Source organism: Shewanella frigidimarina (assembly GCF_003797125.1).
Classification (GTDB): Bacteria; Pseudomonadota; Gammaproteobacteria; order Enterobacterales; family Shewanellaceae; genus Shewanella; species Shewanella frigidimarina.
The window spans coordinates 67,111-92,168 of the sequence record NZ_RKKE01000005.1 but is presented as its reverse complement, the minus strand read 5'-3'; the positions used below and the strand labels follow the sequence as shown (position 1 = coordinate 92,168).

The 25,058-nt window shown below is 43.1% G+C and carries 17 protein-coding genes; 11 read left to right on the top strand and 6 right to left on the bottom strand.

The annotated features are described in order from the left end of the window. The first annotated feature begins 2 nt into the window (after positions 1-2). The 4 genes from EGC86_RS15335 (at position 3) to EGC86_RS15320 (ending at position 6,563) form a co-directional block, all read left to right on the top strand. On the top strand, positions 3-3,158 hold the full coding sequence (locus EGC86_RS15335; RefSeq protein WP_123778121.1) for an efflux RND transporter permease subunit: 3,156 nt from the start codon (positions 3-5) through the stop codon (positions 3,156-3,158). Positions 3,159-3,576: 418 nt separating this feature from the next. After that, complete coding sequence (locus tag EGC86_RS15330; RefSeq protein ID WP_011639270.1) at positions 3,577-4,116, top strand: hypothetical protein; 540 nt, start codon at positions 3,577-3,579, stop codon at positions 4,114-4,116. Between the two features lie 313 nt (positions 4,117-4,429). Further along, positions 4,430-5,110 (top strand): lytic transglycosylase domain-containing protein, encoded by a 681-nt coding sequence (locus EGC86_RS21090; protein ID WP_374702264.1) that lies wholly within the window; start codon positions 4,430-4,432, stop codon positions 5,108-5,110. Positions 5,111-5,201: 91 nt separating this feature from the next. Then, positions 5,202-6,563, top strand: a complete 1,362-nt coding sequence (locus EGC86_RS15320; RefSeq protein WP_425376047.1) for a M28 family peptidase — start codon at positions 5,202-5,204, stop codon at positions 6,561-6,563. Between the two features lie 354 nt (positions 6,564-6,917). Here the strand turns inward: EGC86_RS15320 and EGC86_RS15315 are convergent, their stop codons facing one another. After that, entirely contained in the window at positions 6,918-7,763 is an 846-nt protein-coding gene (locus EGC86_RS15315) for a 23S rRNA (adenine(2030)-N(6))-methyltransferase RlmJ (protein ID WP_123778119.1), read from the bottom strand. A gap of 130 nt (positions 7,764-7,893) precedes the next feature. On the opposite strand from EGC86_RS15315, the gene EGC86_RS15310 reads away from it, so the two are divergent. The 3 genes from EGC86_RS15310 (at position 7,894) to EGC86_RS15300 (ending at position 10,302) form a co-directional block, all read left to right on the top strand. Beyond that, the gene (locus tag EGC86_RS15310) at positions 7,894-8,670 is read left to right on the top strand and encodes a class I SAM-dependent methyltransferase (RefSeq protein WP_165872438.1); all 777 of its coding nucleotides are present in this window, start codon (positions 7,894-7,896) and stop codon (positions 8,668-8,670) included. Between the two features lie 11 nt (positions 8,671-8,681). Next, positions 8,682-9,590: an aromatic amino acid DMT transporter YddG gene (gene yddG, locus EGC86_RS15305; protein ID WP_123778118.1), complete on the top strand. Its 909-nt coding sequence runs from the start codon at positions 8,682-8,684 to the stop codon at positions 9,588-9,590. 163 nt (positions 9,591-9,753) lie between these two features. Then, complete coding sequence (locus tag EGC86_RS15300) at positions 9,754-10,302, top strand: HPP family protein (protein ID WP_123778117.1); 549 nt, start codon at positions 9,754-9,756, stop codon at positions 10,300-10,302. Positions 10,303-10,484: 182 nt separating this feature from the next. Here the strand turns inward: EGC86_RS15300 and EGC86_RS15295 are convergent, their stop codons facing one another. Then, complete coding sequence (locus tag EGC86_RS15295) at positions 10,485-11,693, bottom strand: MFS transporter (RefSeq protein ID WP_011639263.1); 1,209 nt, start codon at positions 11,691-11,693, stop codon at positions 10,485-10,487. A gap of 103 nt (positions 11,694-11,796) precedes the next feature. On the opposite strand from EGC86_RS15295, the gene EGC86_RS15290 reads away from it, so the two are divergent. Together EGC86_RS15290 and EGC86_RS15285 are read left to right on the top strand one after the other, a co-directional pair. Then, positions 11,797-12,585, top strand: a complete 789-nt coding sequence (locus tag EGC86_RS15290) for an AraC family transcriptional regulator (RefSeq protein ID WP_102035829.1) — start codon at positions 11,797-11,799, stop codon at positions 12,583-12,585. Positions 12,586-12,912: 327 nt separating this feature from the next. Next, positions 12,913-14,316: a methyl-accepting chemotaxis protein gene (locus EGC86_RS15285; protein WP_011639261.1), complete on the top strand. Its 1,404-nt coding sequence runs from the start codon at positions 12,913-12,915 to the stop codon at positions 14,314-14,316. A gap of 224 nt (positions 14,317-14,540) precedes the next feature. Here EGC86_RS15285 and EGC86_RS15280 read toward each other — a convergent pair whose 3' ends face one another. The 3 genes from EGC86_RS15280 to EGC86_RS15270 form a co-directional block, all read right to left on the bottom strand. Then, positions 14,541-16,676, bottom strand: a complete 2,136-nt coding sequence (locus EGC86_RS15280) for a TonB-dependent receptor family protein (protein WP_123778116.1) — start codon at positions 16,674-16,676, stop codon at positions 14,541-14,543. Between the two features lie 782 nt (positions 16,677-17,458). After that, positions 17,459-18,364 carry a lipase chaperone family protein gene (locus tag EGC86_RS15275; RefSeq protein ID WP_165872432.1) on the bottom strand — a complete coding sequence of 302 codons (906 nt, stop codon included), beginning with the start codon at positions 18,362-18,364 and terminating at the stop codon, positions 17,459-17,461. 98 nt (positions 18,365-18,462) lie between these two features. Further along, positions 18,463-19,434, bottom strand: a complete 972-nt coding sequence (locus EGC86_RS15270) for an esterase/lipase family protein (RefSeq protein ID WP_011639258.1) — start codon at positions 19,432-19,434, stop codon at positions 18,463-18,465. A gap of 552 nt (positions 19,435-19,986) precedes the next feature. Between EGC86_RS15270 and EGC86_RS15265 the strand changes: the two genes are divergently transcribed. Both EGC86_RS15265 and mdoH read left to right on the top strand, forming a co-directional pair. Next, the gene (locus tag EGC86_RS15265; protein WP_123778114.1) at positions 19,987-21,666 is read left to right on the top strand and encodes a glucan biosynthesis protein G; all 1,680 of its coding nucleotides are present in this window, start codon (positions 19,987-19,989) and stop codon (positions 21,664-21,666) included. Between the two features lie 11 nt (positions 21,667-21,677). Next, positions 21,678-23,861: a glucans biosynthesis glucosyltransferase MdoH gene (gene mdoH / locus EGC86_RS15260; RefSeq protein ID WP_165872437.1), complete on the top strand. Its 2,184-nt coding sequence runs from the start codon at positions 21,678-21,680 to the stop codon at positions 23,859-23,861. An 83-nt stretch (positions 23,862-23,944) separates the two neighbouring features. Here the strand turns inward: mdoH and EGC86_RS15255 are convergent, their stop codons facing one another. Then, positions 23,945-24,763: a hypothetical protein gene (locus EGC86_RS15255; RefSeq protein ID WP_165872431.1), complete on the bottom strand. Its 819-nt coding sequence runs from the start codon at positions 24,761-24,763 to the stop codon at positions 23,945-23,947. Positions 24,764-25,058: the final 295 nt, after the last annotated feature.

Here is a 25,058-nt window from a genome sequence, read left to right as displayed (position 1 = left end):
TTATGGCTCGCTTTTTTATTGATCGCCCTATTTTTGCGTGGGTGATTGCATTATTAATTATGCTTGCTGGTGTGTTAGCCATTAAAGGCTTACCCATTGCGCAGTATCCAAGTATTGCCCCGCCAACCGTAGTGATCAGTGCTTTCTATCCTGGTGCTTCTGCCAAAACCATGGAAGACACAGTCACTCAGGTGATTGAGCAGCGCATGACTGGGCTTGATCACTTACGCTATATTTCATCGACCAGTGACAGTTTTGGTAATGCCACTATCACCTTAACATTCAATGCTGAGGCTGATCCTGATATTGCTCAAGTGCAAGTTCAGAATAAGCTGCAAGCGGCTACGCCATTATTACCTTCTGAGGTTCAGCAGCAAGGTGTCAAAGTTAACAAATCTAGCTCTGGATTTTTAATGGTGCTTGGCTTTGTGTCTGCAGATGGTTCAATGGGCAAAAGCGATATATCTGATTATGTTGCTGCCAACGTTCAAGACCCAATGAGCCGTGTACCTGGCGTGGGTGAGATCACGTTATTTGGTGCGCAGTATGCAATGCGCATTTGGTTAGACCCGTTTAAGTTAACTCAATACAAATTAACCAGTATTGATATCGTTGCGGCAATACGTGAGCAAAATGCCCAAATATCAGCAGGGCAATTAGGTGGTGCTCCGTCGGTTGCTGGTCAAGAACTTAACGCGACCGTATCAGCACAGAGCCGCTTGCAAACCCCAGAGCAATTTAAGCAAATTATTGTTAAATCTGACTCATCAGGTGCTAACGTTTATTTAGGCGATGTTGCTAGAGTTGAGTTAGGTGCAGAAAGCTACGCGGTTGACTCATATTACAATGGTAAGCCAGCGTCGGGCCTTGCATTCAAGCTGGCTACAGGCGCGAATGCGTTAGATACGGCAGAAGGCATTAAAGCCAAAGTTAATGAGATGAAAGAGTTTTTCCCTCAGGGACTTGAAGTCGTTTATCCCTATGATACAACGCCATTCGTAGAGCAATCGATTGAAGGTGTTGTGCACACATTGATTGAAGCCATTGTATTGGTCTTCTTGATTATGTATCTGTTCCTTCAAAACTTCAGAGCAACGCTTATTCCTACCATTGCGGTACCAGTAGTATTGCTAGGTACTTTTGCGGTGCTATCCGCTGCTGGTTTCACCATCAACACTTTAACCATGTTTGCCATGGTATTGGCCATTGGTTTGCTGGTGGACGATGCAATTGTGGTGGTGGAAAACGTCGAACGCGTGATGTCGGAAGAAGGCTTAAGTCCGCTGGAAGCGACCCGTAAATCGATGGATCAAATTACCAGTGCCTTAGTGGGTATTGGTTTGACCCTGTCAGCTGTATTTGTACCAATGGCATTTATGTCTGGGTCGACTGGTGTTATTTATCGTCAGTTCTCGATCACCATTGTATCGGCGATGGCCTTGTCGGTGTTTGTGGCAATTGTACTTACGCCAGCATTATGCGCCACCATGCTAAAGCCAGTTAAAAAAGGTCATACTTACGCTGATACCGGTTTCTTCGGTTGGTTTAACCGCAAGTTTGATGCAATGACCTCTCGTTATGAATCAAGTGTGGGAAGTATTTTAAAGCGCTCATTCCGCGTCATGTTGATCTACGTTGGCTTGGTTATCGCAGTGGCTTGGATTTTCTTACGCATGCCAACCGCATTTTTACCCGACGAAGACCAAGGTATCTTGTTCACTCAAGCTATTTTGCCAACCAACTCAACCCAAGAAAGCACGGTTAAGGTATTAAAAGATGTATCCGACTATTACCTTACCGAAGAAAAAGACCTGGTAAATTCAGTGTTTACTGTTGCGGGCTTTAGTTTTGCGGGTTCTGGTCAAAACATGGGTATTGCGTTTGTGAGCCTAAAAGATTGGTCCACACGTGAAGCGCCTGGTGAAGATGTTAAGTCGTTAGCGGGTCGAGCCATGGGCCGTTTTATGCAAATTAAAGAGGCGTTAGTGTTTGCTTTTGTGCCGCCATCAGTGATTGAACTGGGTACCGCAAATGGTTTTGACGTCTACTTAAAAGACTTAAATGGTCAAGGGCATGACAAGTTAATTGAGGCGCGTAATCAATTATTAGGCATGGCTGCGCAAAACCCTAACCTTGTTGGGGTGCGTCCAAATGGTCAAGAAGATGCGCCCATCTATAAAATTAATGTTAATCACGCCAAATTACGTGCATTAGACATCGATATTAATAGTGTGAACAGTGTCTTGGGTACCGCCTGGGGTGGGTCGTATGTGAATGACTTTATCGACCGTGGCCGAGTTAAAAAGGTTTATATTCAGGGTGAGGCTAAATACCGTATGCAACCTGGCGACTTAGACTCTTGGTATGTGCGCAACAATAATGGTGAAATGGTGCCGTTTTCGGCCTTTGCATCAGGTTCCTGGGAGTTTGGTTCACCACAATTACAGCGTTTTAACGGTGTACCTGCGGTTAACATTCAGGGCGCTACCGCCCCGGGCTACAGTACCGGTGCTGCGATGGATGCACTTGAAAAAATGGCTGAGAAGCTTCCACCTGGCTATGGCTTAGAGTGGAATGGTTTGTCGTACGAAGAGCGTTTATCGGGTAACCAAGCGCCTAGCTTATATGCCTTATCTATTTTAATCGTATTTTTAGTGTTAGCTGCATTGTATGAAAGCTGGTCGGTACCATTATCGGTCATTTTAGTTGTTCCACTCGGGATTATTGGTGCCTTACTGGCAATGAGTGCTCGTGGTCTGCCTAATGACGTATTTTTCCAAGTAGGCTTGCTAACCACGGTGGGCTTGGCGACTAAAAATGCCATTCTAATTGTCGAGTTTGCTAAGGAATACTACGAGAAAGGTTCTGGCTTAATTGAGGCAACCTTGCATGCTGTTAGAGTACGTTTACGCCCAATTCTAATGACCTCTTTAGCATTTGGTCTAGGTGTTGTGCCATTAGCGATTAGCTCAGGAGTAGGCTCTGGTAGCCAAAATGCCATCGGTACTGCGGTATTGGGCGGTATGATGACCTCCACTTTCTTAGGTATCTTCTTTGTGCCGTTATTCTTTGTGGTGGTTGAACGCATTTTCAGTAAGCGTGAAAAACCCACTGAAGAGGAAAATGAAAAAGTTGATAATGATAGAAAAGATATTTAATTTTTTACATTATTGATTGTTAAAAGCCCAGTTTTGCTGGGCTTTTTTGTGACTATTGTTTCTCTATTGATGCAGCTGCTAATAAATAGCGTTAATGGTGTTAAGTCAGCATTATTAAACGATATTTTGATTATTTGAGCAGGGAAAACTTTAAATGTGTTTAAAAAACACTCTTGTGAAAATGCTTTTAGGTAGTTGATAAAGTTAAAGATTAAAATTTAAACTGTACAGTATTCAACCGTGCTAGTACTGTTGTTTGTGTTATAGTTAAGATCTGAATCAAAACAGCTTATTAACATCTATTGGTGTTTGGCTTACTCTTTTGTGGTTTCTTTTTAGCAAAGGTATCGCCGATAAAGATGAACTTTTGATTAAATAATGATTATGATAGTGAATAACAATAATAAAGGATGTCACCATGCAGGTGCTTTTTATAAGCTTCACTTTAGCCGCTATTCTGGCTTATCTTTGGTATGCCAGTTTACTCAAAAAACGCACTTCAGCCATTGAAGCGCTAAAAGTGATCGACTCAAAAATTGATAAAAGACTGACATTGTTTACCGAGCTATGTCAGGAAAAACCATCTTATCCACGCCCTTTAACAGATGACCAACAAGCCCAGTTGGAGCTACTAAAACAGTTACAGCCCGAACATGATTGGGAACAACCGATTGAAGAGTCAAATATGGCTGGTGGCTCGTTGTCTGTATCGATAGCCGCTTGGCAACAGATTGATCAAGGTTTAGAAGCATTATTAGCTACGGTGAATAAAGACAAACTGTGTGCCGATCAGCTCGCCGAATATATACAGCTAGAGCTCGACTTTGTCCACGCGGAAGACTTTTACCGTAAAGCCGTAGACGAGTTAAACAGTGGGGTTAAAATTTTTCCCGGTTCGGCAGTAGCAAAGTTCGCCCGTATCGCGCCGATGCCGATATTCGATCAAGTGCAGGAATAGTCAAATGACATGGCGTAATCGGCAGACGCTATTAGGTATCGCTACGTTGTTGGCTTGTATTTGTGTACCTATACAAGCCAAGCAAGTGGTTTATCCTGCCGTGGAAGACGTTGAAAAGCCGCAAATTAAAGCTAAGTATATTCCTCAGCAAGCCGCAGCAAAAAAGCAGTTATCGTTACAGCAATCTCAAACTACCACCGCTGAAAATCACCCAGCGCCAACGATAGAAACATATAACGTGTTGAGTCGCCGCAACACTAAGCCTGCCGATGAGCAATCAATTAATGATCAGCTGTCGTTGAATGCTGGCTATGTGGGCGATAAACAAAAACCGCGTACGTTAACCAATAATTATTCGTTAACAAAAACGGGCTCAGTATCGAGTAAGCCTCGCGTTAAGGCCAGTTACTCCGAAAATGGTATTGTCAGTGATTTAGGCGTGGAAAAGCGTAAAGTGTTTCAATACAAGCAAACCAACGGGGTGATGGTGTTTAGCGATCAACAACCGCTGGATGCAGACTACCAAGTATTATTGTATGAATGTTTTGCATGCCGGGTCGATTCGGTTATTGATTGGTATAAAATCCCATTATTTACCTCACATTTTGCAACCGATGTGGCTTTAGCCGCGCGGCAGTATCAGCTTGATCCAGCACTTATTCGAGCTGTGATCCATGCAGAATCAGCGTTTAAAATTGGCGCATTATCAAAAGCCGGTGCCAAAGGCTTAATGCAATTAATGCCAGGTACCGCTAGCGATATGGACGTTGATGATCCTTTTAATGCTCAACAGAATATTCGTGGTGGCAGTCGTTATCTTGCGCAATTATTAAGCAAATTTGACGGCGACATTGACCTTGCTTGTGCGGCATACAATGCTGGTCCAACAACGGTGATGCAATACCGCGGTATACCGCCCTATCCTGAAACACAAGCTTATGTGAAGCGCGTAAAAATATTATTAAAACGCTACCAAAAAGCATTAGCCAGTTAACTTAAGGTATTTATTAATGAACCATTTAATTCATAAAGTACAACCTAAGCGGGTCAAACTCAGTCGTAACAACGGTTATTGTTTAGCGGGCATGGCTGGGTTGTTGATATTGGGCGCTGTAACCGTGCCTGCATTTGCTGCCGACAAATCATCGTTTGTAGCCCCATCACAAGAAGATGTGCGTTTATACGACATCGCTACCGCACCGCAAGCTAAGCGGATTGAACAAGATATTCGCACCTTAGTCGGTTTTGGTACTCGGCACACTTTGTCTGATACCACATCTGACACTCAAGGTATCGGTGCTGCTAGACGTTGGATTGAGGCTGAGTTTAATCGTATATCAAAAGAATGTGGTGGCTGTTTAGAAGTGGTGACAGTGGGCGACACTGTTCAAGGTAAACGAATCGAAAATCCAACCGAAGTAGTTAACGTTATCGCGATTCAGCGCGGTAAAACGGATCCTAAGCGTGTAGTGATGATGAGCGGCGACATTGATTCACGTGTTAGTGATGTGTTGGATGCTACCTCAATTTCTCCTGGTGCTAACGACAATGCATCCGGTGTGGCAGGGGCGTTAGAAGCAGCGCGAGTATTATCAAAATACCAATTTAACGGCACTATTGTTTATGCTGCATTGTCGGGCGAAGAACAAGGTTTGTATGGCGGCAATATTTTAGCCGATTACGCTAAAGCACAAGGGTGGCAAGTACAAGCTGTATTGAATAACGACATGATAGGCAATATTGCTGGTATCAATGGGGTGGTCAATAACAGTAGTGTGCGGGTGTTTTCTGAAGGCGTACGTTTTGCCGAAACCGCAGATGAAGCCAAAGAACGCTATTTTAGTGGCGGCGAAAATGATTCTGCTTCACGCAATTTAGCCCGTAAAATTAAATCACTAGCCGACCAGTACATGACTAATTTAGAGGTGATGCTGGTGTATCGACTCGATCGTTTTGGTCGTGGTGGGCATCATTTACCGTTTAATCAGGCTGGTTTGCCTGCCGTGCGGATTATGGAAACCAACGAGAACTATAATCGCCAACATCAAGATATTCGCGTTGAAAACGGCATTGCGTATGGCGATGTGATTGAAGGAGTGGATTTTGACTTTACCGCCAAACTGACTGCGCTTAATGCGTTAAGTTTAGCGTCACAAGCATGGGCCCCAGCGCCACCAACTAAGGTGACCATTGCAGGGCAAGTATCACCAAGTACCACATTAAGTTGGGCCAGTACTGACGACAACACGGTTGTCGGTTATCGCGTATATTGGCGCTCAACAACGGTAGCTGAATGGACTCATAGCCGCTATGTCGGCAAGGTTAATCAGTTCACGTTAGATAATATGGTTATCGACAATTATTTGTTTGGTGTCGCGAGTGTTGCCGCGAATGGTAATGTTAGCCCAGTGGTATTCCCTGGTTCGGCAGGCGCGTTTTTTAAGTAATGCTCAGTCATACGTCAATAAATAACATCAAGGTCGTGGCGCTTCGCCCACACCTGACCAAGAAGGGGAAAACTGCTTCCCCCTCTTGGATCTCCCCCACAGCTCCGACAAAGTGTTGATCCTCATAGCATAATAAAAATCGCCTAACGGCTCAGATGGTACATCCATGTACCCTGAGCCTGTGCCATCATCCATGATGTCACTACGGCATTTTCATCACACTATTTCGGACACTTCGGACGGAGAACCATTGAGCCTGCAGGTTAATTCCATTTGAAATTTGTGTATTATTTCAATAAAGATAGTTAGGATCTGATACGACAATAAACTCACATCTTTTGCGGGTAGAAAGTCTTACTCGCCTACTTCCCACTTTACGCTAATGCTTCCGTCGGCACCGCCTAGTAAAGGCGCTAAATAATCGAGTGTTTCTTTGGCGAGTTCATCCAATTGCCAAGGTGGGTTAATTACCCATAAACCCGCAGCTGTCATACCAAACTCGTCACTGTCGGCGCTAATGCCTTGCTCAATACGCAGTTGTTTCTTAATGCCACTATTTTTGAGCAGCGTTAACATAGCTTCTGTTTGCTCACGTTTAACCACCGGATACCATAAAAGAAATGTCCCGGTAGCAAAGCGTTTGTGGGCTTTAATGATGGCTTGAGCAACATCTTGATAGTCAGTTTTCATTTCATAGCTTGGGTCAATTAATATCACCCCACGACGTTCTAATGGCGGTACAGCGGCAATTAATCCCTGTAAACCATCACCTTTAATGACTTTGACTTGTCTGTCTTCCACAAAATAATCTGCTAATAACTCATGGTCAGTACCATGCAGTTCGTGTAACACCATACGATCTTGCGGACGAAGCTCAACATCTACAATAGCCGGTGAGCCAGGGTACACGGTTAACTCGCCATCAAACTCAGCGTTAAAGTGCTGCACAGTTTCAACATAGTTGGCCAATGCAGTGGGTAAATTAGCGTGGTCCCATAGTTTGGCAACACCCTCTAAATACTCGCCGGTTTTTTGGGCGAACTCATCGGTTAATGAGTAGGCACCTGCACCTGCATGAGTATCGATATACACATAAGGTTTATCTTTTTTCTGCATCGCTTTTAATACTTGAATAAGCATTGAGTGCTTAAGTACATCGGCATAATTGCCTGCATGATAACCGTGGCGATAACTGAGCATGGGCATTTCCATTTACTAAATGAGACAGCAAAAACTGTGTAATAGCGACATTATAAGTTTTCTAGCGCGCGAGGTATAGGTGTTCACTGGTGATGGCTTTTGGCATAATGGCGTAGTTTCTTACATTGGCATGGTAATCATCTTGTTGCAGACCCCGATCTTCTTTAATCAGCAGTATCCTTCATTAGTCGACATCGCCCAGCGCTGGCAGTTGGTGTGGGACAAAGACGCCGCTTTTGAATTGCGTTTCGATCAAAACTGCTTGAGTTTGCATAAACGAGATGAGCCTAAGCTTGACGGCATTAGCGTTGACTTTGTGTCTGGTGCTGTAGCGCATCGCCGTAAGTTTGGTGGTGGCCGAGGTCAATCGATTGCCAAAGCTGTCGGACTAAAGCAAGGCGTAACACCCACCGTAGTTGATGGCACCGCAGGGCTTGGCCGAGATGCTTTTGTACTGGCAAGCCTAGGTTGTAAAGTGATTATGGTTGAGCGTCATCCTGTAGTTGCAGCATTACTTGAAGATGGTTTACGCCGCGCTTATGAAGACGCCGAAATAGGCGAGTGGATGCGCGATTTGATGAGCTTATTTCACGGTTCAAGTATCAGCGCGTTAGCCGACGCAGCTCAATCATCGGGCACTGAAATTGATGTGGTGTATTTAGACCCAATGTACCCACACCGTGAAAAATCAGCTCTGGTTAAAAAAGAAATGCGCGTGTTCCAAACTTTGGTTGGCGCAGACTTAGATGCCGATGGACTGTTAGCCCCTTCAATGGCGTTAGCCACCAAACGAGTAGTGGTAAAGCGTCCTGATTACGCAGAAGACTTGAATGGTGTTAAACCGAGTATGGTGTTAGCGCAGAAAAAAAATCGTTTTGATGTATATGTAAAATCCGCGATGAAATAACGGTGGGTTTGGTGTCTTATATTCGCGACAATAAGTATACGTTTTATGGCGTTATTGCCATTTTGCTGTGGAGTACCGTCACGGCATTAATCCGTGATTTATCCGAATTATTTAGTCCCATTGCTGGCGCTGCAATGATGTATACCGTCAGTGCGCTATTTCTAATGTCGGTTATGGGAATACCCAAAATAAAAGATTACCCTAAGCGATATTTATTTATCGGAGGTGGGTTATTTGTCACTTATGAAATCTGTCTGGCATTATCTTTAGGCATGGCCAATAGCCGACTGCAAGCAATGGAAATGTCGATTATTAACTACTTATGGCCTGCGCTGACGATATTGTTAAGTGTCATGATGAGTCGTAACAAAGTGAATATTTTGGTTTACCCAAGTATTTTATTGGCATTTACAGGTGTTGCTTGGTGTATTGCTGGCGACCAGGGTATTTCACCTAGTCTGTTGTTAACTAATATTTCGGACAACCCATTAACCTATTCTATGGCCTTTTCTGCGGCATTTATTTGGGCAATTTATTGCGTAGTCACTCAAAAAATCAGTAACGGAAAAAATGCGATTGCACTGTTTTTTAGCGCGACTGCGGTAACGTTGTGGATACAATATTTTTTGAGTAACGAACCCCGCTTACACTTCACCTTACCATCAACGTTTACATTATTGTTTGCTGGCATGGTAATCGGCACCGGTTATGCTTTGTGGAACCAGGCCATTATTGGTGGAAATATTATATTGTTAGGCACGTTGTCATATTTTACCCCTGTGTTTTCGACCATGTTTGCTTCTGTTTATTTGTCTATTTCACTTACGGGATCATTTTGGCAGGGTGTAGCATTGGTCACGTTAGGTTCCCTCATTTGTTTTTTAGTCACTAGAACCAAAAAACCGTCTTTATCTCATTAATATTCACATCATTAGATCATCACGAGATCACTAAAGTAGCATTACCTTATTTCCAAGAGGATTTTGGTTGGGTGTAATTGCAATTGTGTTTCTTTAGCGCTAATTTGCTGCTCGCGAATGACATCGTCAACAATGTATTAGGCTATTTACTCGGATTAACATAATGAGATTCTATTTTACTCGCATGCGATCAAAGGACATTTGTCCTCCTAGGCAACCGCTAAAGAAAATTGTTTGGTCATGGATTGGCGCATTTTGTGGTATTTACTTAGTTGCTGGTTTAGCGTTTTATACGGCCGCTAATCCTATGGGCAGTATGTTTGTAATAGGGTCTTTTGGTGCGTCAGCTGTGTTGGTTTACGGTGCTCCGTTAGCGGAGTTTTCTCAGCCCCGTAATTTAATTGGTGGCAGCGTAATATCAGCGTTAATAGGTGTTGCGGTTTATCAAGTCTTTACTGATTATATAGTGCTAGCCTGCGCTTTGGCTGTATCGCTATCTATTGCGTTAATGTACTTGACCAGAACCCTACATCCGCCCGCTGGTGCTACAGCGTTGATTGCCGTGATTGGTGGGGAAAACGTTCATCAGCTCGGTTTTTTCTATGCCTTAATGCCCGTGTTTTTAGGTACGGTATTACTCTTGATCGTTGCGTTGGTAGTGAATAATCTTTCCACAGATCCTAAGCGTCACTATCCTGTTTATTGGGTGTAAGCATCCGGTGTGATAGGTACTATGTCGTGACCGCAACTCGTTTATCTCAATGACTTATTTTTGAGTGACCTACCATATTTACGGCTTGATTTTATGTTGCTCAATATCGTTTTCTCAAATGAGGTTTGCTTCATTAGGATGGTGATATTAAATGCATAACTCAGTCATCAGGCCGTGTATGTTTAGTTAACCGACTTATGTAACGTGGTATTTCTGCCACCGCCTAAGCCGCATAATGCACATAACAATGCTGCAATAACGCATAACCATAATGGTCCAGTCCAACTGCTTGTTGTAGTGTGTATTGCTCCGGCTAACATAGGGCCCACTGCCGCTAATAAATAGCCCACACATTGTGACATACCAGAAAGCGATGCGGCTTGGTGCTGGTCGTCAGTGCGTAAACTAATAAACGATAGCCCTAAAATAAAACAAGCCCCAGAGCAAAACCCCAACATTATTGTCCATGCAAATGCAAAGTGTGGTACGTAGAGTAGCCCTAATGCACTGATTGCGCTGAGTACTCCAAGTAAAAAGCTCAATGCACTTTGATCTTTTAATTTAGCCAATAATGGAATTAACACTAAACCTGGCAGCGCTGTCGCAATTTGAAATGCGCCATGATAAGCACCAGCTTGTGTGGCCGAGTGACCCGTGTCAGTCAATATGTTGGGCAGCCAAGTAATAATGATATAAGTTAAAAAAGAGTTTAAGCCCAGTAATAAGGTTATTTGCCATGCAAGTGCATAACGCCACACACTTTTTGACGAAGAAGATAATGGTGCAATACGAGCCGGCTTAGTGTGTTTACCTAATTGCGCCATCCACACAATTATCCCCGCGACCGTTAACATAGCCGCCGAACCAAGCGCTAATTGCCAGCCTAAACCATTGAATTGGCTTAACGGAAATACCAACGCTGAGAACCCGCCAGAAGCCACTCCCATTGTTAGCACGTAAGCCGAGGTCATTAAGGCTACTTTGGTGGCGAAATCACGTTTTATTAGGCTGGGTAATAACACGTTTGCAATCGCAATGCCGATGCCAATAATTGCCGTACCAATAAAAAGCATGGTGGATGAGTCGATAAATCGGGTGCCGATACCCAGCAATATCAAAATAAGTGCTGCAAACAGTGTGTGTTCTAACCCTTGTTTGCGGGCAAATGTCGCCGCCATGGGTGACACAATCGCAAAGGCGATAAGCGGTAATGTTGTTATAAACCCTGCTTGTGAGCCACTTAGTCCAAAGTGATTAATAATTTGGTCTAGTACAGGAGCAATGCCGGTAAAAGGCGCGCGTAAATTAGCCGCAATAAGCAAAATGCCTATTACGAGTAATGCACCAGAAAATCGAGACTGCGGTTTAGTATTGTCGGTTTGTAACGTCATTAGCTGCTTTAGATTTCACTTAATAATGGTTGCTAGTATAAAGATTTGCCGAACGATATAATTTAGAGATAGTGACAATAAATAACTGAAAACTGACAAAACTATGTTTGATGCAATTGGTTGGGATGAAATCAAAAATTTTGAGTATATGAAGCAATCCATTATTGCCAAAATAGAGCATGCCTGTGCCAGCCACGAAATTCCGCTGCATACTCACCCAAAAGGTCAGTTAATCTTAGCTTTGCATGGTTATGTGACTTGCGAGGTATCGGCAAAAATGTGGATGGTACCAACCCATAGCGCTATTTGGATCCCTGCGCACAAAGTCCACAGTAACCGCGCATCAGATAACGCCAAGTTGTGCCATTTATTTATCGATAGCAATATGGACGGCATGCCACAAAATACTTGTACATTAGCGATTTCGCCATTAGTGAAAGAGCTGATGTGTGAACTTGCTAGTCGCGATCAGCATTATCGCGCAAACAGTAAAACGGCACGATTAGCTCAGGTATTACACGACCAATTAATTGATATGCCGATCCAACATTTAGATTTTGTTTTGTCTAAAAATATGGTTATTCAAGCGATGAGCCAGCAATTGATCAGTCAGCCTCACGATAGAAAAACACTGCCGCAATGGGCAGAACAATTTGCCTTAACAGAGCGCACGTTAGCGCGGTTGATTAAGAAAGAAACCGGAATGACTTTTGGCAAATGGCGTACACAGCTGCATATTATTACTTCACTGCAAGCACTGTCAGATAAGCAAAGTGTGCAACAGGTGTCCGAGTTATTAGGCTATGAGTCGGTGAGTGCATTTATTACCATGTTTAAAAAAGTCATGAAAACATCACCGATGAAATACATGAACGAGTTAAATGCTTACTGATAATAAGTTTACACAAGTTAGCTAAATCGGTGCTTAGTTACAATTACTCCTTAACTAACAGCTGAGTCATGCGACAACTTCAGGTGATTTTTTGAGGAAGGTTACCAGTTTGTGGTGGTTAAGTTACAATAAGTGTCTTTTCTGACATTTTTTGCGTGATCTAGGTGCCAATTTTGTTATTTAGAAACACCTGCTAACGACAGTCATATATTATTTCTGATAATTGACCGAATGACGTGTTCTCTTATATCAATAATTACCTGCTGAATAAGTTAGGTATTGCGCCACACTCGGTAATAACTGATCATTTTTATTGGAGATATCATCGTGAAACAAGTTGCCTTCCGTTGGATAGATAAGTATTTAATTAGCGTAAAGTTACATGAAAATTTTCTTGTTCTTTTTTTTACTGCTGTGCTCGCCGTTGTCGTCATGGGCATTTGTTTTGCTGACGCGGCGTCTTCACAAAGAACAATAGAAGCACAAAAACAAGTTGATGTGATTGCCCAATTGGCATCGGCGACTCAGATATCTGCATCTGATCTGGCGCCCTTACTGCAAAATACAGCGATTAATATTGGCCTTAATACTGATATTTCGGCTCAGGTTTCAGGGCAAGACTATTCATTAAGTTATGTTGATGATACTAATTTTCTGACTGGGTTAGGTTTATGGCACATCACTGCCATTAGCTTGAGTTTATTGTTGATGTTTGTTTGCTCTTATTATGTAAATACCTTCATCGGTGGCAGTCTATTCGATATTTATGGAGCATTGAAAAGGTTGGCCGAAGGGGATCTTGCATCTCGTATTGGTTATGCGCCTGCGCGTAATGAATTTAATTTGATTGCAAGAACCGTTGATAGGGTCACTGAACGTGAACATCTGTTGGTGAAAACCACTCAAGAAGCAGTTGCTTTGATCCAACAAATTAGTGCTCAGTTACGTGTGCGTAGTGATGAAAATACTCAGTTGGCCAGCGTGCAGCAAGACCGCATTGATTCGTTAGCCAGTGCAACGGAAGAAATGGCAGTGTCGATTCGAGAAGTAGCTAGCCATGCTCAAGAATCATCAACGCAAATATCGCGAGCAACGGAGAAAACCACACAAGGCCAAGCTCAGATCAAAAAAACCTTGGTTGAGATTAATCAATTAGCAGGGGAAGTACGTGGTACCTCAGTTGCTGTTGCAGAACTTGATTCTAGCGCGACTGAAATTGGTGAGGTTATTGCAACGATTAATGCCATTTCTGACCAAACCAACTTGCTAGCCCTTAATGCTGCTATTGAAGCGGCAAGAGCAGGCGAACAGGGACGTGGATTCTCAGTGGTTGCAGATGAAGTAAGAACCTTAGCGGGTAGAACTCAAGCTGCGACCGTTGAAATTCAAAAAATTATTGAAACGCTGCAAACCAATAGCCGTGGTGTGATGAACGTGATGGCGAAAACGGTAAAAGAAGCTGAATCAAGCGAACAGTTAATGACAAGTGCAAGTCAAAATATTAGTGAAATCGCAGAGCAAAACCAGCATATTTCAGATAGAAGTTTGGAAATTGCAGCCGCTGCCGAGGAACAAGGCGCTGTGGCTGATAATATTGCCAGTGATGTTGATTCTGTCAGAAGTAGCTCTATTCAAGTGATGGAGTTAGTGAATATGACAGCAAAAGAAATCGAGAGTTTGAGCCGTCAGGCGGATGTGCTGGAAGGTTTGATGAAGGATTTGATTATTTAAGGTTTATTGGGCGGGGTTATTTAGATTGGCTACATGTTTGTGTTGCTGATCGTAGGGCCACCTAACTCTTTTCGGTGGCCACTCCGTTTCTACAAGCAATACGAACATCAATACGATAACTAGTAGAATAAAGCCTCAGCATTAATGCTGAGGCTTTATTGTTTGCAACAGGTTGATTATTATTCAGTTAAAACTGAAAACATCTATCTTAGAAACAATGCCGATTAGAAGGTGTAACCGACATCTAAGCTAAGTGAACGGCCTGATGCTGGCACTCGTCCTGCTGGAGACACATCTAAGCCTCTAAAGTAGTACTCGTTATCAAATAGGTTGTTGACCGACAATCCCACCTTTAAGCCGTGATTATCTTGTTTGAAAAACTCAGTAGCAATATTGAAATTAACCACGGTATACGCAGGCACTTCACCCGATGTGCCTGATACATCTTCTTCAACGCTATTAGCAAGGTCAGCGAATGACTTGCTGTAATAGAACGCCATTAATCCTAAATCGACATCTTTAATGCTATATAAAGCTCTGGCAGAAAGTTGATGCTTAGACACATAAGCCAATTCGTTACCTGCAAACTCGCCATCAAGTTGTTCGGTATCTAAATAGTTGTAAGCGCCGGTTAGAACCAGATCTGGCAGCGACATAGGTGAGTAAGTGCCTTCTAGCTCAATACCTTGGTTGCGAGTTTGGCCAATATTGACGAACATACTGACGTTTCTGTCGTATTCGACTTTATTTTCAAAATCGATACGATAAGCGGCAATACTTAAGTTACTGCGCTCTGTTGGGGTAAAACGTACCCCAGCTTCATAGTTCCAAGATAGCTCTGATTCAAGGGTTTGATCTTTAGGCCATAATTGCGAAATTTGTGGTGTTCTCAATGAACGTTGAGCATTGGTATACCCAAACCAGTTTGAACTGAACTCATAACCCAAGGTGATGCCGGGAAGCCACTCGGTCACGTGATTATCTTGGCTATAGTCTTGTCCAACATTGGTGAAGGTCATGCGGACATCTTCATATCTTATGCCAGGAGTAACCGACAGTGTGTCGTCAAAGAATCCCACTTTATTACTCACATAATAGGCCATGGCATTGGTATCCATTTGCCAGTCACGCGGACGAGTTGCCGTTTGAGTCGACTTGTCTATGTGGTTGAGTTGGTAGCTAATGTCTTCATTAATATAACGAGCACCTGCGATAATGTGCTGACTAATATCGCCATCAATAAGCAGGCTTGCCGTTGGCTCAATGCCAAACACAGTAAAGTCTCGCGGAGAGTTACGCAGATGAGTAGCATCCTGGGTGGTATCGCTCCAGCTTGTGCCTAAATTGCCATCGGTGTCTTTGCTTGAATCATAAAAATCCCACTGAAAATTACGTGAACTTTTATTACCAAATACTCTGAGATCAATCTCACCATAATCGATAATTTTAGAGTCGTCGAGAACATGGCTATATTTCAATGACACTCGTTTAGTATCGGCACTAAACTCATCATTAGGGCGTAGGGATTGCTCGCGATCGGCTTCATAAGCGGGAGTATTTAATGCACCCGGTAGCTCAGAAAAAGCATCGTAATATTGCAGCGTGGCATCTAAGCTGTTTTGCTCATCGATATTCCACAGGGTCTTTAACATTAGGTTTTTAATGTCAGTGTCGGAGTGTTCACGAAACGACTCCCCTTTGGTGATGTTGCCATCAAAACGCATTGAAAAATCTTCATTAACCGCGCCGCCAGTGCTGATGTTGGTATCAAATAATGTATTACTGTCGCCAAAGAAGGTCATGCGCTCATTAACGCTGGTTTCCCAGTCGGTTGGGATTGGCTTTGAAATAAGGTTGATTACGCCGCCAACGTTGTTAGGGCCATACTGAATCGATGCTCCGCCACGTGCTACATCGATTCTATCTATCATGAATAACGTGGCAGGGAATAATGACTGGCCAGTGTGCCCATATGGCGCAAGCGTCATTGGGATCCCATCGAGTAAGACTTGGGCGTAACCACTGCGGCTGCTGTCTAAGCCTCGTACTGATATGTTAGGTAAAACCCCAGTTCCAGTTTCGTCTTTAATTTTAATCCCAGGAACTTGTTGTAATGCAGTGTCGATTGATCTGGCTGCAGTACGCTCTATTTGATCTGAAGTAATGATTGAGCGGTTACCGGTATACGTTTTTAAATCAGCAACTTCAGAATTGCCCAATAAGCTCCCTGTCACCACAATGATTTCAGGTTTGGCTTCGGTCTGATTTTTGTCGTCAGCAACTGCCGTCGAGCTAGCAAAAATTGCTGCAATGGCCATTGCTATGGTGGTTAAAGTGAATCTGGATTTGTCAGTTAACATGCATATTCCCTATGTTTCGTTTGGTCTGTTCTAAAGTGATAAGTTGACGATAAACGTTTCAAAGACCATTCCTCGATCTTCAGCAATCTCAATTTTCAGTAATCAAGGATGCTTTGGCGTAAACAAGTGTGTTGTTTACGCGTGTTATTGATGGCGCAATTTGGAGTATTTATTGATGGGAGGAGAAAGGGCTGAGTTTACGATTCCGAAACTAGCCTGTTGGTGACTTGATTCTAAGTTCAATGAGCGAGAGGTAAACATAATGATCAAAGCATATTTTGGTATCGATTTTGATAATTATTCTCATTTGTGAGGTGGCCGTCAAGGTACGTACCAGTGCTTATGGTGTTGTTACTGTAAAGCTCTCTGCTCTAATAAAATGTTTAAGATATGTTTCTTAATTTAATCAATGCGATGAGGTGTTTTTGATTCATTACTTTTATGAATGTAAACTTTCAGTAAATAGCCAGTAAGTGTGAGCTTGCCGTACTAAATGTCATTGATAGCTGGGTAATTCACTCAGACTCGTTTCCATTAAAATAGAGGATGTTCTTATCGACCTGTTTTTTAGTAAAATTTTGTATTTAAAGATTTTTCTCTCAAGCAAGTGATGTTACTGAGGCTCTGATGCTATTCGAGTGCGGTGAGTGATAGACACTGTGTAATTGTCGAGTATTGGGATATCAGTTATGACACCAAGATTGGATTTCGTCAGTCACTCATTTGTCGAGTTGAGGCGTTTATTATCCCGAGTAGAGTTTATTTATCAATTGGATAGCAGATTAAGGCTTGATTAACTCAGGATGATTAAGAAACACCGTTAAGCGTTTTTGTTCATTGAGGGTAAATTGCTGTTGTTGATATTGTGCTAAAGCCTGTTGCTGTTCCGTGTCTGACAAATTGGCGATTTGTTGTTGGTATTCTTGGTATAAGGTAATTTTATGTTGCCAATTTAGATTGGTATTTTGAGTTGCCTGTACTCGTTCAATCACTTCTTGGCTCATCTCTGCGTTTATTCCTGTGATTAGGTTAGGGGGAGATGCTTCGCCATGTTTTGGTGTTCCCTCTAAATAAGCGCTGATATCATTGGCCATCAATGTTGGCGTGATGGCTTGGCGTTCTTCTTCATCTAGTTGGCTGATTTGATGAGCGAGTAACTCCGTTTTTTGTTCTATGGTTAAACTACTTTCTTGTCGAATTCTCAGTCGCTCAAATGCTTGTCGATCATACTTGTTGTCTTTGGCAAAAAAAGCGTCTATTTCGAGTTCCGAAAAATAGCTTTGCTGCAATAGATGAGCCTGTTCGATAAAATCAAACGTCATGGTTAAATCAATATCACCGTCTATTGCTGGACTGGCGTCTTTTAGAGAAGATATCGCGATTTTATAGTCACGGTAGCGCTGAAACAATGCTGCAAGTTTAGCGTGCGCATCGGCACTAAGGTCAAGTTTACTGGCCAATGTAGACAATAGGTTTTCTAGCGAGGTTGCTTTATCTTGATGCTGCAAAATGATGTCGTCAAAATCCCAGCGTAGCGCTTGAGATAATAGCAGTGGCTGTCCCAATTTCTCCGTGCCGATAGGCTCATTTATCTCTGTCGTTTCTGGTGTGAATAATGATGAGTTATGCTGAACGGTAGGTAATTTATCATAGGCCAATAGCTCTGCTTGGTATTGGTGTTTATTCATCAATGAAGCTGTGAATAACACGATAAAAAGGGTGAGCAAAAGTATGCCCACCCATAATCGCGGATTTTGAGATAGTGAAAATCCACTTTTCATCTTGTTTATAAACCTAATTGCTGTAAACGATTGAGATGTTGGCGATATAGGGTTTCTGGATTCGTTTCAAACCAACTAACTAGACCCAACGTTTGGTTTACTTCATCTAAGTGGTTCATTTTATAGTTGTCTTTAATCACTTTACCTAGATGAGAACTACAGCCTGATACAAGGCCATCGTTAGGTTCACCAAAAACTAGGCTGGTTAAACTTAGTGGGTAATCCGATGGATCAACAACATGAGTTAATGGGCTGGTACCCGACCAGGAGAAATAATACACGCCATTATTTGCTAGTTGTTGGCCCTGACCACAATATTGGCTCGGAATACCTTCAGGATAAGCTTGGTTAAATGCAATAGATCCTTGGGTGGTTAGGGATGTCATCGCTGCGATGCTATCCGACGGTAGGCCGTTATTACCTGAGATGCCAGAAATAATACCTGCTAACAAGTTAATTCCTTGTTGTGCAAGGTATTCTGTATTGGAGTTTACGGGAATTATCCCACGAGCTAAATCGGCAACACGACTGCCCCAGTTAACACCACCAATTGATGTTGCCGAAGCCACCATTTCTGGGCTAACACTTGCGACATAGCGAATCGTTGGACCACCATGGCTATGGCCAATTAAGTTAACTTTTTCTGCCCCTGTTTGTGCTAGTACTGCTTGAACAAAAGTACGCAACTGCTCCCCTCTGACTTCGCTTGAATTAGCGGGTGACACGCTAGCAACAAAAACTTGAGCGCCTTGTTGACGTAAGGTTTGCGGTATTCTGTAAAAATAATCTACACCCCAAATATCATCAAAACCAAATAAACCGTGAACGAGTACCACAGGGTATTTTGTTCCTTGGGCATAGGCTTGTTGTGGCGAAAGTGACAATAGCGTAATACCTGCTAAAAATAATGCGCTAAGTGTTGCGGATTTAACCTGAGATACCTTTTTTAATATTTTTAACATACTGGTTTTCATCATTTATCCTCCCCAAAGGTGCAATGATGTATTGCATAGAATGTTTAAGTCTTCTTGGATCCCGATTCTATTTAATGCTTGATCGAGTAAATTAGTATTAACGTATGTTTAACAACTTAACAAGGGTTAAAAATTGTACATTTATGTTAAGAGACACAGATTTTTGCTGTTTAAAACAACTCTATTGGTTGCTTCTTATGTATCATCTTCATTATTGATGTTTTTAATACGACAGAATGGTTGGGTTATTTTTTTTGATAATGAGAAATAAACATGTAATGAGTATGCAGACATTTTTGAGGGGGCAATATTCGATGGTCGTAAAATCAAACGAACAACACGGTCGTTTTTCATTCTCCTTGTGTGCTATTTGGATATATCAATAGATTAAAATGTTATAGGTGCTGGTGGATTTTATTGATGAATACTTGTGCAAAATTTTGGCGTTCTGATATCGTTCGCGAAATAGAGCATAGGGTTGTGTACCAAGACATTTTGCCGCAATAACCGCTCTGAAACTCGCATATTAACGCTGTATTTTTTAGGTAGCCTATTATGGTTAGCTTACTGAGTTGTGGAACTTCGGTCTCCTCTCACACTGTAAAAAAAGCGCTAACGCATTTGTCGTTAGCCATGGCCGCAGGGCTTTGTTTTAATCTTGCTGCACAAGAACCCACACCACCCATTATTACCCCCACATCGCCTAGCGTAACCATACCGCTGCAAACTTATGCAGATGAACAAGCGATAGTGAAATCAGCTAATAACCTGAACACAGAAACCAAAGTGCGTTTTGCTAAAACGGCTAACTTTGACTCTGATTCTGTGGTTAAAATTGCGCGTAAATTAGCGCAAAAACCGTATGTGGAACTTAAAGACCCATTACCGCCAGGGTTGGCTAAAATATCTTACGATGAATACCGCGATATTCGCTTTAAGCCAGAAGCTTCTATTTGGAAAGCTGAAGGTTTGCCATACCAAATGCAGCTCTTTCATCGAGGTTTTTATTTCCAAGACTTGATTGAAATTGCCCTCGTTGAAGGTAAGCAAGCCAACCATTTAGCCTACAACTCGGAGTTTTTTACTGCAGGTGATGTGTTGAGTCAGCGTTTGCCGACCCAAGATATTGGCTATTCTGGTCTACGCATCCATTATCCACTCAATAACCCTGCATATTTTGACGAGCTTATGGTATTCCAAGGGGCGAGTTATTTCCGCGCTTTGGGTAAAGGCAGCGATTACGGCTTGTCTTCAAGAGGATTAGCATTAAATACCGCTGAACCGGAAGGCGAAGAGTTTCCAATATTTAGGGCATTTTGGGTAGAACGCCCAAACACCGACAGTAACTTAATCGTGGTGCATGCCTTGCTAGACAGCCCAAGTGTGGCAGGGGCATATCGATTTTCTGTAAGACCTGGCGAAAACACCCATATCGATGTGGAAGCGACGCTATTTCCACGCGTGGATTTAGTTAAAGTCGGTTTAGCGCCTAGCACCAGTATGTTTTTACATTCAATGAATGGTCGTCAAAACACCGATGACTTTAGACCAGAAGTACATGATTCTGACGCGCTATTGATCTTAAATGGTCGCGGTGAGCGTTTATGGCGTCCGCTGGCTAATCCAAAGCAATTGCAAGTCAGTGCCTTTATGGACAACTCGCCACAAGGGTTTGGCTTAATTCAACGTGAACGTAGTTTTGATGCGTACCAAGATCTCGAAGCCCACTACGAGCGTCGCCCAAGTTTATGGGTAGAACCGGTCGGAAATTGGGGCGCGGGTGAGGTGGTGTTAACCGAAATTCCAACAGACTCTGAAATTCATGACAACATCGTTAGTTACTGGAAGCCTAAACAACCTATCGCAGCCGGTAGCGAGTTTCATTTTACTTATCGGTTAATTTGGGGCAGCGAGCCCGAAGTTGATGATGGCACTGTTATTGTGGCCCGTACCGCCAGTGGCCGCGCTGAAATCGCTAAAGCCACACCGAGACGTTTGTTTGTTATCGACTATCAAGTTAAAGAAGGCAATAACGATGAAATTCCGGTCGCCAAAGTGCAGAGTTCAGCAGGCGTCGTGACCAATGTGGTGGTGTCTCGTCAGCCTAAAACCAATGGTTATCGTTTGGCATTTGAAATGGATCCACAAGATGCTGAATTGATCGAGCTACGTGCTGAGCTTAAGTTTACTGGCCCACGTGATGTCGAAACTTGGCTTTATCGTTGGACGCTTTAAGCATGAACATGATGCAGCCAGATGCTGACATTAGCACTGTCGACCCTACGTTGGTCGGTGGTGCAGCCATGCCGCTAGAACGACCAAGCCCAATGGAAGCGCAAAGTTTACGTGCGTTGTCCGATGGTATGCCACGCAAGAGCATTATCGCCGATGGCGTAAAGTCAGACGGATTACGTCGTCTGTTAGTGGTTGGCAGCGCGTTTATAATGTCGGTGATGGCAATTTACGAGATGGTGTCGGTATTTAATGTCGGCGGCGTAACGCCACTTGAATACATCGTTTTAGTGTTATTTGCGGTTAACTTTTGTTGGATTGCATTGGCATTTAGTGGCGGCATTGCCGGCTTTATTATGCTACTTAAAAAGCCTGTGATAGAAACGGCCGAACGTATAAAATTGCATACCCGCACCGCGATATTAATGCCGACTTATAACGAGTCACCCGATCGCGTTTTTGCTGCAGTTGAAGTGATGGCGATGGCATTGGTTGCATCCGGCGAAAGCCATGCGTTTGACTGGTTTATATTAAGCGACACTACTGACCCCGATATTGCGTTGGCAGAAGAACAGGCATTTTTAATATTGCGCCATCAAGTGAGCAAAGATGCGCGGGTGTATTACCGCCGTCGACGTAAAAATGATGCCCGTAAAGCCGGTAATGTGGCTGACTTTTGTAAACGCTGGGGCGCCCGATACGATCACTTATTGGTGCTAGACGCCGACAGCTTAATGGAAACCCATACTATCGTCAGTTTGGCGAGACGGATGCAGGCAGATCCTGACGCTGGGCTTATCCAAACCATTCCGTATTTAATTAATGGCAATACCTTAATGGCGCGACTACAGCAATTTGCTGCGCGAATTTATGGTCCGGTAATTGGTACAGGTTTATCTTGGTGGACCCACAAAGAAGGTAACTTTTGGGGCCACAATGCCATTATCCGCACCCAAGCTTTTATGAGCGCCGCAGGGTTACCCAACCTTGCAGGTAGACCGCCATTTGGTGGCCATATTATGAGCCACGACTTTGTCGAAGCAGCCTTGATTCGACGTGCTGGTTGGGGCGTGGTTATTGCTGCAGACCTTCCAGGGTCTTATGAAGAATGCCCTCCGTCTATTGTCGATTTAGCGGTGCGCGATCGTCGTTGGTGCCAAGGCAATTTACAACACTCACGGGTGTTGTTTAGTAAAGGATTACATTGGGTTAGCCGCTTACACTTACTCACTGGGATAATGGCTTATTTATCATCGCCATTTTGGTTAATGCTGATTTTGTCGGGCTTAATGCTGGCATTACAAGCACACTTTATTCGCCCAGAGTATTTTACCGATCAATTCTCTTTGTTTCCCACCTGGCCAGTAATGGACTCAGACCGCGCACTACGGTTGTTTTATATCACCATGGGCATATTGTTTGGTCCTAAAATCCTTGGGATCATATTGTTACTGAAAAATAGCATCATGAGCAAACAGTTGGGTGGCAGAGGTAAAGCCATGATTAGCGTGGTAGTTGAAGTTATATTGTCGGCACTGATTGCGCCAATAATGATGCTTATCCACTGCGGTGCTGTGATGTCTATTTTAGCTGGACGCGACAGCGGTTGGGCGCCACAACGCCGTGACGACGGCAGCTTACCTTGGCTAACACTGATTTATCGTCATCGTTGGCACATGTTAATTGGTGCGTTATTAGGTTACGCCGCAGTGCTTGATTCGCTTACCTTATTGGCGTGGATGAGCCCCGCGTTAATTGGTTTATGGCTTGCTGTACCGCTTTCTGCCATGACAGGCTCAGAGCGATTTGGCTTATGGGTCAAGCGCCTGAAAATATTGGCAACACCGGAAGAGGTATGTGCGCCGAAGCTTAGCCTAGATTCACAACAACGCCGCAGCGAATACGTTAACGCGATTGTACAACCGTGGACCTTATCAAGGCTACTAAAAGACCCAGAGCTAATGGATTTACATTTAGCCATTATTGACAAAAAGCCACATCGTTTGCCTGGTTCAGCGGTTGAATCACTCGAAGCCATTACCCGAGTTAAAGTGCAGGAAGCACAGTGCCAACACAACATTGTAAAGCTGTTTACCCGTCAAGAATTGGCATATTTACTGGGCAACCCTTTATTGCTAAAACAGTTACAAAAACTGCCTGAGCAATATGTTACCGAAGGTATCGTGTCCTTCTGTTAGGTGGGTTTAATTTGTTGTAGATGTGCAAAAGCCCTGTCGGTTTATATTGACAGGGCTTTTGTGTTTAAGGAGTTAGGCCGCAATTAGGCTTGTAGTGATGAACACCCAAGGTAATCATTCAGTGTTGCATTAAACAACGTGGCCTTTATCTCAGCTGATAAGTCTGTATTTTGAGGAACACCGTCTTTAGGTAAGTGCTGCAACATATACTGCGCTGTATAGTCTGGTGCGCCAATCGTCTTCACCCATTCACACGTTTGTTGTTTTTGTTCTGAGGCAAGATACTCTGCCAGTTTCTGTTCAAAGTTTTGTTGCTCAAGTGCTGATAAGGTCCAAATAGAATCTTTTTTTATCAAATCGACGACAGCGTGTGACGGCTTGTGCGTAACACGTAAAGAATCAAAATAGGCATAAGCACCCGCTAAAAAGTAACCGTTGATTGCTGAGTTGTAGTCTTGAGATTTTATACACGCGGCAACCGAATGTAATAGCACTAAAGGCGTCGTTTGATTTGTCAGTTGCTCTTTGGCTAAGCAGCTAATATCGCCTGTCGGTTTAGCATAATCAGGGATGACGACTGCGACTTCAGGTTCTACTGGCGAAGGCGTGCATGCCGGAATAAGCCTTTCATCTAATACTCTAATTTCCCAGTCATCTTTATTACCCGGGCCGTGCTGTGCGGTGACTACATAACGCATGCATTCTTTTGCTAACAGCGGATACACTAACGTTGAAGTGGCTTTTCTACTGCGTAGAGGGCCTGTGGTGCTCAAATGTACGGTGTGATAACCCGGCTTAATATTCTTAGTGAGTTTGCCTGATTGAAACGCACCATCAATGGCGATAATTTCAACATTGTAATTGTCAGCATCTGAGATCTTACTCTGACTTCCATCGATCATGGCGTACGGTGTAGATTGACATCCAGCTAGAATCAAACAGCTTATAATTAAGGGTAATTTCATTGTATTAGGCTTTTTGTGGAAAGAATAAACACATCAACACGTTAAGGTGTCACTAATTGTTAATGGCGTTGTAATGGAAGGATAAAACACAATGGGTGTGATTAAGCAGAACAGCAAAGCGTTAAAGTAAGCTTTAAGCTGTAAAGCACTTTCCATAGCGCTCATTATTTGACTAATGTAAAATTTTTGTTTCATTTTAGTCAAGGTAATTATTAATTTATGCGATGTGCCA